Raw genomic sequence first — 10,798 nt, forward strand, 5'->3', positions numbered from 1 at the left:
GCGGCGAGCTGTTCGCGGTCGGCCTGGGCGGCCTTGTCGTCTGCGTGATTTGTGGGCATGTGCATGACAGTATCGAAAGATGCAGCCACGAGTCGACTTCATATCGCTAGGTGTCCGCAGTGTTGACGCCTCACGCCGCTTCTACGTCGATGGCCTCGGATGGCCGGTCCACCGGGAAGTCCCCGGGGAAGTGCTCTTCATCCAGGTCAACCACGGCCTCATCCTCTCGCTCTGGGACGCGGGTCAAATGCAGTCCGAGGCGGCCACCGATCCCCCTGCCGGCATTGCCTGCATCACGCTCAGCCACAACCTGGCCGGCACGGCGGACGTCGACCGGGTGATGGCCGAAGCCGGGACCGCGGGAGCCCGCATCGTTGCGGCACCGAAGACCCAGCCCTGGGGCGGCTACACCGGCTACTTCGCCGATCCCGACGGCTACCGCTGGGAGGTCGCCTTCAACCCCGACTGGTCGGTCGACGGCGACGGCAAAGTAACGCTCTGACCTCAGGTGACCAGTACCGCCCCGTGCCTCGGCAGCCGCCGGGCACCTTGACAGGGCGGCGTACCCGCTAGAACAGGCTCCCCACCGGCTGGATGAGTTCCGGTGAGTCATTCCTGACGTTCCCGACGGCGGTTCCGACGGCGTCGATCGTCCAGCCTTCCGCGACGTCGTGCGCCCCGGCCCGGACCAGATCCACGAGCCCGGCCGCGTCATCGGCCTGCGGGTCCAGCCACGTCTGCATGGTCTCGCGGTTCATGGGCAGCGGAACCCTGTCATGCAGCGCGGTCAGCTCGGCCAGCATTCCCCCGGCGTAGCCCTCCGGCGGCGAGTCGGTGGTCATGATCGAGGTCGAGAGCATCCAGCGCTCCGGGTCGCCCTCTTCCTTGGACGGGTCCCGCCACCATTCATAGAGTCCCGCGAAGACAATGGGGCGTCCGTCCTTGGGATGGACGTAGTAGGGCTGCTTGGTGCGGCCCTCACCCTTCCACTCGTAGTAGCCGTCAGCCGGGACGGCGCAGCGACGGGCGCGGGTCGCTTTCCGGAAGGCGGGCTTCTCCAGCACGGTCTCGCTGCGGGCATTGATCATCTTCGACCCGATGCCCGGGTCCTTGGCCCAGGACGGCACCAGGCCCCACCGCGCAATGTGCAGTTGGCGGACCGGTTCTCCCTCCACCAGCCGTTCGAGCAGGATCGGCACATCCGCCGTCGGGGCCACGTTCCACGACGGCGGAATCGCGATCTCATCCTCCAGCCCGGCATCGAATTCGGCCAGCAGGTCTCCGACGGCCCGGGCCATCACGTAGCGTCCACACATGGCACCAGCATGCCACCGCACCCATCCCATGTCATCCGCCCAGCCGCCGTCGCGCACCCTGCGGGAAGACCATTTTGAGCCCGCCGAGGTCGCCGGCAACGTGCGAACTCGCCGGAACTTTCCGGCGACTTCGCATCTTTACCGCGAATTCGCGTCCGACGGAGTAGGGGGCAGCCTTCTCTGCGGGAATAGCGGGCTGCGGGGTACGGTTGATGACAGTGACGTACGACTTCAGTGGGGCCGGCCCGATMCGCCGGCCCCACCACTTACTTGAGGAGAACTTCGTGGACTTCACCCCGGAATCCGGCACCATCACCATGTTTTCGACCACGTGGTGCGGCTACTGCAACCGGCTGAAGAAGCAGCTGGACGCACAGGGCATCGGGTACACCGAGATCAACATCGAGGAAGTCGAAGGCACGGCCGATCTCGTCGAGCAGCTCAACGGAGGCAACCGCACCGTCCCCACCGTGCTGTTCCCGGACGGCACCGCCGCCACCAACCCCTCCGCAGCTGAGGTCAAGAGCCGCCTCGCCGCCTAGGCCCTTCCTGCATCCAAGGACACCACCAAACCACGACGGCGCGGCCTCCCAAGGGCCGCGCCGCCGCCCGTTGTGCCAGTAACCAGTAAGTCGTGCCAGCAATCCGCGTTCCAGAACAGAGGAGCTTGTTTCATGGTCCATAAAGTCAAAGCCGCAGTAGTCCGTTCCAAAAATGCCGACGTCACCCTGGAGACGATCCTGGTGCCGGACCCGGGCCCCGGCGAGGCCCTCGTGGACATCCTCACCTGCGGTGTCTGCCACACCGATCTGCACTACAAGCAGGGTGCCATCAACGACGACTTCCCCTTCCTGCTCGGCCACGAGGCCACCGGCGTTGTCAGTGCCGTGGGACCGGATGTCACCGAGGTCGCCCCCGGGGACCGCGTGGTGCTGAACTGGCGGGCCGTCTGCGGCGAGTGCCGCGCCTGCCGCCGGGGCCAGCCGCAGTACTGCTTCAATACCCACAACGCCACCCAGAAAATGACGCTTGAGGACGGCACCGAGCTGACGGCCGCGCTGGGCATCGGCGCCTTCGCCGCAAAGACCCTCGTAGCGGCAGGCCAGTGCACCAAGGTGGACGACGACGCCGATCCCGCCGCCGTCGGCCTGCTCGGCTGCGGCGTCATGGCAGGCATCGGCGCGGCGATCAACACCGGAAACGTCCAACGCGGCGATTCGGTCGCCGTGATCGGCTGCGGCGGAGTCGGCACGGCGGCCGTCGCCGGCGCAGCGCTCGCCGGCGCCACCACCGTGATCGCCGTCGACATCGACGCCAAAAAGCTCCAGCGCGCCACGGAGCTCGGCGCCACCCACACGGTGGACTCCTCCGCCGTCGACCCCGTCGAAGCGATCCGCGAACTGACCGGCGGTTTCGGCGCCGATGTGGTGATCGACGCCGTCGGCCGCCCGGAAACATACAAGCAGGCCTTCTACGCCCGGGACCTCGCCGGCACGGTGGTCCTGGTGGGTGTGCCGAGCCCGGAGATGACCCTGGAACTGCCGCTGCTGGATGTGTTCGGCCGCGGCGGCTCGCTGAAGTCCTCCTGGTACGGCGACTGCCTGCCTTCGCGTGACTTCCCCACGCTCATCAGCCTCTACCGGCAGGGCAAGCTGGACCTGGACGCCTTCGTGACGGAGCGGATCACGATCGACCAGATCGAGGAAGCCTTCACGAAGATGCACGCCGGCGCTGTGCTGCGCTCGGTGGTGGAACTGTGAACGCCGGCCCTGTAAGCATCCGGATCGACCGGCTGGTGACCTCCGGGACGTTTTCCCTCGATGGGGGCACCTGGGATGTTGAGAACAACGTCTGGATCCTCGGGGACGACGCCGAATGCGTCATCATCGATCCGGCCCACGATCCCGCTGCCGTGGCCGCGGCCGTCTCGGGCAGGAAGGTCACGGCAATCCTGCTCACGCACGGCCACGATGACCACATCGGCGCAGTCGGAGCCCTCCGGATGCTCGTGAACGCGCCCGTGTACCTGCACCGGGCCGACTGGATGCTGTGGGAGCGGGTGTTCCCCGGCACCGAGCCGGACCACGCCATTGCCGACGGCGACACATTCGACGTCGCAGGGGCAAGGCTCGTGGCACTGCACACCCCCGGCCACTCGCCCGGGTCCGTTTGCTTCCTTCTCGAAAGCGAAGGCACCGTGCTCAGCGAAAAAACAGTGTTCAGCGGGGACACGCTGTTCCAGGGTGGCCCCGGGGCGACGGGCCGTTCCTTCAGCGACTTCCCGACCATCATCGAGTCCATCCGGACCCGGCTCCTGCCGCTCCCGGCCGACACGACGGTCCGGACCGGCCACGGGGATCCCACAACGATCGGCGCCGAAGCACCGCACCTTGAGGAATGGATCGCCCGCGGCCACTGACCGCGTCCGCGGAAAGGCCCGGCCCACCGCTTCCGGACCGGGCCTTTCAGCCATAGGATGTGGGGCCATGAGCTCTCGCACCAGCATGGATCCGGCAACACTGGCCGCGGACCTGCGTACCCAGTTCGATGCATTCCTCGATGAGCATCGCGCGGACCTGCACGCCTGCCTGGACGGGCTCACCGAAGAAGAGGCCCGGGCCTCGCTGGTGCCGTCGCGGACCACCCTCCTCGGGCTGGTGAAGCACGCCGCCTTCGTGGAGAAGGTCTGGTTTGACGAGGCCATCACGTGCCGGCCCCGGGCGGAGATCGGCATTCCGGCCACCCCCGACGAATCGTTCATCCTGGCGGATGACGACACCATCGCGGACCTCCAGGCCGCCTACCTCCAGGCCTGCGGGGACTCACGGCGTCGGGCCGCTTCGCTCGGCCTTGACGACCTTGTCAGAGGCAACCGGCGCGGCCCGCTGCCGCTGCGGTGGGTCTACCTGCACATGCTCAGGGAACTCGCCCAGCACTGCGGCCACGCGGACATTCTGCGCGAGCAGATCCTCGCTGCGCGCACCTGACGGCACCGGCCTCCCGGGTCAATGTTCTGAACCAAAAGAGCGGCATTGAACAATGGGTGCTGGTGAGCGCGGATGCGGCCACCCCCGATTGGTTTTCACAGGGCCGCATCCGCGCTGGTCTAGGGAAGCCCGGGTTCAGGCTCTGGTCCCGCGTGCCGGCCGCGTAATCGCGCCCCGATCAGCTCAGACACCACAGCGGGGGCGCGCAAGGAAGCAGGCCAGCCGGAAGTCGTGCCCGATCTAAAGGCCAACGCCGTGAACTGGACTACGGCACTGCCGGGGACAACGACTCTGGTGGCCATGAGATAGGAACTCCCGCAACGAAGATTGCAGCCTCTGCCTGACCAAATTCAGAATAGCAATTGCATTTGCCTTGCAAAAGGAAAAGCGAGTAACAATTGATATGCTGTTATTCCGGCCGATATCCMGTGGTCCGGCTCACCGTCTCCAGGCCCCGGTGTTTGTAAGGACCACCGTCCGGAAAGATGTGGGATGCGGATGAGGTCAACCGGCCGGTGCGCTGGCCGTCATTTCGTGGACGGGGCGTATTCCGGGTAGTAGCGCTGGATCTCCTGAACGGTCTTGCCGGCCCTCACCATTCGCTCAACGGACATCATGCTCCGGACTTCCTCGTCCGAGGACCGGGTGCTGTTCCACGGTCCCATCGTTCGGTAGCAGAAGTCATTCGGATCGTTCAGCCTGGCGAGTTTTCATTCCTCTATTCATGGTTCCCCAATTGGCCAGAAATATGTTGGCGAGCCTACCGCACAGGTGCCAGGTTTCCCGAGCGACGGTGTTTTCCGCTCGGTCATGGAGGTTCGGCAGTTTGCCTCGCCGGAATCGCAGATGGGTCTTGATCCACTCCGCGGTCCTGGGAAACAATGTTCGCGGAATAATGGGCCCCGGAGAAAGGGTTTCAATGACAGCGCGGGATACCTCCTCAGTCGGTGCTCCGTGCTGGGTCGACACCTGGCAGCCCGACCCCCAGACGGCCAAGGACTTCTACGGTCCGCTCTTCGGGTGGACTTTCGACGACCCGACGCCGATGCCGTCCGGTTTCGACGGCGACTATTACGTTGCGCGCCTCCGCGGTCGGCTGGTTGCCGGAATCGGACAGGCGCCGCCGCAATCGCCGCCGGGGTGGATCACCCACGTGCGTGTCGTAAACGTCGGGGAAGCCTTGGCTCGTGCCGAGCGGGCGGGGGGCAAGCGCCTGGGGCCGTTTGGTGCCGGCCCGGATAACAGTATTGCTGTGCTCGCCGATGCCACCGGCATCCCGTTCTGCCTGCGGCAAGCAGGAGGGAACGACGGCGCCCAGCTGGCCAATGAGCCGAATTCCTGGGCCATGAGCTCGCTGCACACCACAGATCTCGGGCGGGCCCAGGCGTTCTACGGTGCAATGTTCGACTGGGAACTCGAACCCGTCCCGGACGCCCCCTTCTCGCGGTGGCTCCGCTCCGGCCGGGTAGTGGCAGTGGTGGCAGCCACGGACGGCGTCGCGGTCCCGCCGCATTGGAGCGTCAATTTCGCCGTCCGCGACGCGGACGCCATTGCCCGGCAGGCCCTAACACTGGGTGGCAGCATCTTGATGGCGCCCATGGACTCGCCGGGATTTCGCAGCGCCGTGATCAGGGACCCCCAGGGCGGCACCATCGCGGTCAGCGCAACTACCGGCTGACGCTTGCTGGAGAGCATGAGCGCCACACCGATTTGCGGCGCTGGTAGGGTAAGCCCATGGATGAAATTTTGGGGAAGTTCATCGACGATTTCGCGCGGCTCGTGGAGCTTGCGCAGTCCGGGCAGCGTCGGGGGCAACCGGGTACCCAGCTGCTGACTGCGCTCACCGAGCATTTGGCGGTCCGGGCCGAATCAGTGTCAGTAGTGGTTGAGGAGATTCCGCCGCACCGATTCGTGGACGCAGACATCCTCATGGAAGAGCTCGCCGCAGAGGATCCTGAGTTCCGGCTCGTGGGCATCGGCGGCGGCGACCAACGCCACCATCACTCGCTGAGCGACATGCTGCAGCAGTCCCAGCTATATCCGCAGTTCCCCCTGTCCCAGCCGGACTACGCCAACTTGGCTGTCGGGCCGGACGAACAACGGCAGGCCGTGGCACTGGGGCTCTGGCTATTCAGCCATGGAGGCAGTCCGATCGCCGTGCTGCAGCGGGACGCCAACCCCCGGTACGGCCGGCAGTCAGCTTCCCTTGAGGTTTTGGCCGGCGCTACAGATAAGGCCGCACGCTTCCTCTCGGAGTTCCGCAATCGGATGCAGCACCGCAGCGTGCTCAAGGGACAGGTCATTTCCCTGGTGATGGGCGAGTATGGTCCCAGCGCGGCCGGGGTGACGTTCCATGCACGGCCCGTCCTTGCCGCGTCGGATGTCATCCTGCCGGATGGCCTGCTGGAGAGAGTGTCGGACCACGCCTTAGGTATCGCCGAGCACCGTGAGTCTCTGATCAGGTACGGCCAGCACCTCAAACGCGGCGTCCTGCTCTACGGCAGGCCGGGGACGGGCAAGACCCACACGGTACGGTATTTGTTGAGCCGGAGCGAAGGTGTCACAGCAATCCTTCTTTCGGGAGGATCGCTCGCCAGGATCTCAGAAGCCGCCACCATGGCCAGGGCGCTGCAGCCCTCCATCGTCGTCCTTGAGGACTGCGACCTCATCGCCGAGGACCGCAGCTTCGGGCACGGACCACAGCCGCTGCTATTCGAGGTGCTGGACGCCATGGACGGTTTGGCCAGCGACGCGGACGTGGCGTTCGTCCTCACCACCAACCGCGTGGACATGTTGGAACGCGCCTTGGCCCAGCGTCCCGGCCGTGTGGACCTGGCCGTGGAAATTCCTATGCCTGCCCGGGCGGAGCGGGTTGCGCTGATCACACTGTATGCCCGCAGTATTCCCCTCAGCCCGGGCTCGATTGAAGACGCCGCCGCCCGCACCGAAGGAACCACCGCCTCGTTCGCACGCGAACTCGTCCGCCGCGCGGTCGTTGCCGGCGCATTGGACGGCGCGCCGGTGGCGGACCATCATCTTCAGAAGGCTGTGGATGACCTGATGGCCGACAGCGCCGCGCTCACCCGAAGCCTCCTCGGCAGCGGCGCCGGAGACGGCTCTGAGGGCATGGGCGGACCGTTCCCCGGACCGCCGGCGGCCTTCCATCCCGGGGGCTAGGACGCACCGCGCCAGTGCAATTGGGCCCTCAGCGCCGCCACCGGTACGGGGTGGTCGTTGAGACTCGCAGCAATCCATAGCGTTCCAGGATCGGTCGGGAATATTCAGTCGAGTCACTGTGGATGAGTTTCTTCCCGAGCGCCAGCGCGGCCCGGGCCCGGGCGGYGGTGAGGGCCCGGTAGATACCCTGGCCACGCCATTCTGGACGCGTCGCCCCGCCCCAGATGCCCGCGAATTCCGTACCCGGCACCGGCTCGAGGCGGCCCGCGCTCACGATCAGTCCTTCGTGTTCGGCCACCCACAGTTCCATGCCGTCATCGCGCGCCATGCGTTGCAGGATTGCGTCGGCGTTGCCGTCGGAGACGTCAACGCCGAAAACCTCGTCCTGCATCGCGCTCATGGCGCGGATGTCCCGTTCTGCGCTCACCGGCCGCAGGCTGACGCCGGGCGGGAGCTGCACGTCCGCATTCAACGCGTTTGCCGGTCCGATCATGATCGACTCGGTCTCATCGGGCTCAAATCCGTTGTCGAGCAGTGCCCCGTGGAGTCCGGGTGCATGATCGTGGCCGCGGGTTTTCCACTCGACCCGCACGATCGCGGGATCGCTGCGGTAAAACGCGAGCGCTTCGGCCACCCACTGCGCGATCGTCCGGGCGTTGGCCCCATCGAGGTTCTGATAGGTCACGAAGCCCCTGCCGCCTGCGAAGGTCACCAGCCGCAGCGGACCCAGCCGTTCAACGCCGCTGGCACCGGGCGTCTCGGCAGCTGTCCGGAGTTGCTGGTCGTACGCCACAAGAAGTTCTTCAGAAAGAGTCATCGGCGTCCACCCTACAGCCACACCGGACACCGGACGCCGGATACAGGACACCCGGCGCTCACGTTCCCTCACCGAGGGGCAACTCGGCCGGAGCGATGGCTAAGTGTCACCTGCACTCCTGCCGCCGCCCCGAGCGCGGCCGCATGGCGAAGGTCCGCCTCCGCCGCAAGACCCCCCACGCTCCGCTCTGGAGGGCGTCCGCAGCCTCGCCGTACCCGGCCCCAGGCCTCTTCCGCGGCCAGCCCGCGAGGCTTAGACTCGATTGGCTTGAGCAAACAGGGAGAAGTTCGGCATGAGGCTCGTCGTCGATCTCACTAAGTGTCAGGGTTACGCACAATGCGCCTTCCTCGCCCCGGAGGTCTTCACGATCCAGGGGGACGAGGCACTTACCTACGATCCGGCCCCTGACGAGGCGCAGCGCACGAGGATCCGGCGGGCCGCCGCGGCCTGCCCGGTCCAGGCCATCCGCCTCGACCAGCTTGAAGAGCCGCAGAGGCCGCGGCCTCCCGAAGAAGCCCCGGGAAYGGCCGCTGCCGCCGGAGGCAACGGGGGCACGTTCCTTCGATCCGGCAGGATTGTCATCGTGGGCACGTCACTGACCGGGCTGCGCGCGGCGGAGCGGCTGCGCGAGGAAGGGTTCACGGGCTCGCTGACTCTCATTGGTGAGGAAGCGCACGAGCCGTATGACCGGCCGCCGCTCTCGAAACAGGTCCTGGCCGGGTCGGTGCGGTCCGCTGACACGTCGCTGCCGCGCCGCCGGGGAATCGACGCCGACTGGCGCCTGGGCGTCGCGGCCACGGGTCTGGATCTCGCCGCCAGGCAGGTGCACCTCGCCGACGGTGGCCGGATCGGATTCGACAAGTTGTTGATCGCCACTGGCGTGCGGGCCCGGTCCTGGCCAAACGCGGCGGAGGCGGCGCTGGCAGGCGTGCTGACATTGCGGACCCGGGAGGACGCGGCAACGCTTCGGCAGCTCCTGGCCGCATGCCCTCGCCCTCGCCGGGTCCTGGTCATTGGCGCCGGGTTCATCGGCTGCGAGGTCGCTTCGGTGTGCCGCGAACTTGGCCTGCCGGTCACCGTGGCGGAGGCAGGCCCGGCACCGCTTGGCGCGGCGCTCGGCAGCGTGATCGGTGCAATTGCCGGAGATCTGCAGATCGAGAACGGCGTGGATCTGCGCTGCGGCGTCAGGGTCGTTTCACTGGAAGGCGATGCCGGCGGACAGCTGCGCCGCGCCCGCCTCTCCGATGGCACAACACTTGACGTGGACATCGCGGTCACCGCGCTCGGGACCGTTCGTAACGGTGACTGGCTCGCAGGCTCCGGATTGGCGAGCGGCGTGTGGGGTGTCGCGTGCGACGCCGGCTGCCGGGCTTTCGACGTCAACGGGCTGGTCACCGATGACGTCTTCGTCGCCGGCGACGTTTCCCGCGCCCCGCAGCCGATGTTCGGCTACCAGTTCCTCGCCGTCGAGCACTGGGGCAACGCGGTCTCCCAGGCCGAGGTTGCAGCGCACAACATGGTCAGCGGCGAAACGGCACGGTGGCCGCACCTGGCTGTGCCCAAATTCTGGTCCGTCCAGTTCGGCACCGAAATTAAGAGCGTGGGCGTGCCCTCGGTCGCCGATGAGGTCGCCATCGTGCAAGGATCGGTCGGATCCCGGCGGTTCCTGGCCGTTTACGGCTACAAGGGCCGCATCGTGGCTGCAGTGGCGTTCAACCAGAACAAATGGCTTGACTTCTATGAACCGCTGATTGACCAAGCGGCGTCCTTCCCGCCGACTTTCCACCATATTGACGAGCCGGACGATGCGCAGCCCGTGCCGGCCGGGTTCCAGCCTGCCGCCAGCCCCACCCAGGATGCGACCGTCGTCGTGACCGGCCACTATCCCAATGAGCGGCGCGCCAGATTGACTGACCGCCGCCTCCCGTAATGCGCCGCACCGGAGACCGGCAGCGACCGGCCCACGACCCAAGGAGCCTTCGCCATGGCCGAGTCCAGCACCTGGGAGCAGATCCTCGACTACACCAACCGGGCTAACCCCTACCCGTTCTACGACGAACTCCGCAAAACCCCCGTGAGACGCCTTCCGGACGGAAGCTATCTAGTGAGCACCTACGCGGAGATCGCCGCCCTGTTGCACGATCCACGGGTCAGCTCCGACATAACCCGCAACCCGGCTGCCGCCGCGGCGGGCGCCACGATTGGTGAGGACGGGGACGGCGCCGGCATGACGCCGACTTTCCTCAGCATGGATCCCCCGGATCACGACAAGTTCCGGCGGATCACCATGCGGCACTTCGGGCCGCCCACGACGCCTGGCAGGGTGGCCGGGATGGAGGCGCGGATGGCGGAAATTGTCACCGATCTGGTCGACAACATGGCGGACCGCAGCCGGATCGACGTCGTCGATGATCTGGCGTATCCCCTGCCCGTCACGGTGATCTGCGAACTTCTCGGTGTGCCCCCCGGAGATGAACAGCGCTTCCGGGTCTGGGTGGACC

General features: G+C 66.7%; 12 protein-coding genes. 9 read left to right on the plus strand and 3 right to left on the minus strand.

The features are described 5' to 3' along the window. Positions 1-79: 79 nt before the first annotated feature. Positions 80-502: a VOC family protein gene (locus AC1D1W_RS18115; protein WP_459384960.1), complete on the plus strand. Its 423-nt coding sequence runs from the start codon at positions 80-82 to the stop codon at positions 500-502. Between the two features lie 67 nt (positions 503-569). Here the strand turns inward: AC1D1W_RS18115 and AC1D1W_RS18120 are convergent, their stop codons facing one another. Continuing rightward, positions 570-1,316 carry an SOS response-associated peptidase gene (locus AC1D1W_RS18120; protein ID WP_279293845.1) on the minus strand — a complete coding sequence of 249 codons (747 nt, stop codon included), beginning with the start codon at positions 1,314-1,316 and terminating at the stop codon, positions 570-572. 284 nt (positions 1,317-1,600) lie between these two features. On the opposite strand from AC1D1W_RS18120, the gene AC1D1W_RS18125 reads away from it, so the two are divergent. The 4 genes from AC1D1W_RS18125 (at position 1,601) to AC1D1W_RS18140 (ending at position 4,303) form a co-directional block, all read left to right on the plus strand. Further along, positions 1,601-1,858, plus strand: a complete 258-nt coding sequence (locus AC1D1W_RS18125) for a mycoredoxin (RefSeq protein WP_011692168.1) — start codon at positions 1,601-1,603, stop codon at positions 1,856-1,858. A 132-nt stretch (positions 1,859-1,990) separates the two neighbouring features. Further along, positions 1,991-3,076, plus strand: coding sequence for an S-(hydroxymethyl)mycothiol dehydrogenase (locus tag AC1D1W_RS18130; RefSeq protein WP_476944416.1), 1,086 nt, complete (start codon positions 1,991-1,993; stop codon positions 3,074-3,076). After that, entirely contained in the window at positions 3,073-3,735 is a 663-nt protein-coding gene (locus tag AC1D1W_RS18135) for an MBL fold metallo-hydrolase (RefSeq protein WP_243177338.1), read from the plus strand. The genes AC1D1W_RS18130 and AC1D1W_RS18135 overlap by 4 nt, the downstream gene beginning before the upstream one ends. Positions 3,736-3,802: 67 nt before the next feature. After that, entirely contained in the window at positions 3,803-4,303 is a 501-nt protein-coding gene (locus AC1D1W_RS18140) for a DinB family protein (RefSeq protein WP_243177337.1), read from the plus strand. A gap of 527 nt (positions 4,304-4,830) precedes the next feature. On the opposite strand, the gene AC1D1W_RS18145 is transcribed toward AC1D1W_RS18140, so the two are convergent. After that, positions 4,831-4,968, minus strand: coding sequence for a hypothetical protein (locus AC1D1W_RS18145; protein WP_243177336.1), 138 nt, complete (start codon positions 4,966-4,968; stop codon positions 4,831-4,833). 254 nt (positions 4,969-5,222) lie between these two features. Between AC1D1W_RS18145 and AC1D1W_RS18150 the strand changes: the two genes are divergently transcribed. After that, positions 5,223-5,981, plus strand: coding sequence for a VOC family protein (locus AC1D1W_RS18150; protein ID WP_476944417.1), 759 nt, complete (start codon positions 5,223-5,225; stop codon positions 5,979-5,981). A 56-nt stretch (positions 5,982-6,037) separates the two neighbouring features. Then, a complete protein-coding gene (locus tag AC1D1W_RS18155) occupies positions 6,038-7,480 on the plus strand; it encodes an AAA family ATPase (RefSeq protein ID WP_476944418.1) in 1,443 nt (480 codons plus the stop codon). Between the two features lie 28 nt (positions 7,481-7,508). On the opposite strand, the gene AC1D1W_RS18160 is transcribed toward AC1D1W_RS18155, so the two are convergent. Next, positions 7,509-8,297: a GNAT family N-acetyltransferase gene (locus tag AC1D1W_RS18160; protein ID WP_476944419.1), complete on the minus strand. Its 789-nt coding sequence runs from the start codon at positions 8,295-8,297 to the stop codon at positions 7,509-7,511. Between the two features lie 292 nt (positions 8,298-8,589). On the opposite strand from AC1D1W_RS18160, the gene AC1D1W_RS18165 reads away from it, so the two are divergent. Next, a complete protein-coding gene (locus AC1D1W_RS18165; RefSeq protein WP_476944420.1) occupies positions 8,590-10,227 on the plus strand; it encodes an FAD-dependent oxidoreductase in 1,638 nt (545 codons plus the stop codon). Between the two features lie 54 nt (positions 10,228-10,281). Continuing rightward, on the plus strand, positions 10,282-10,798 hold a 517-nt coding region (locus AC1D1W_RS18170), incomplete at its 3' end, for a cytochrome P450 family protein (protein WP_476944421.1).

The organism is Arthrobacter sp. P1_B4 (assembly GCF_056406555.1).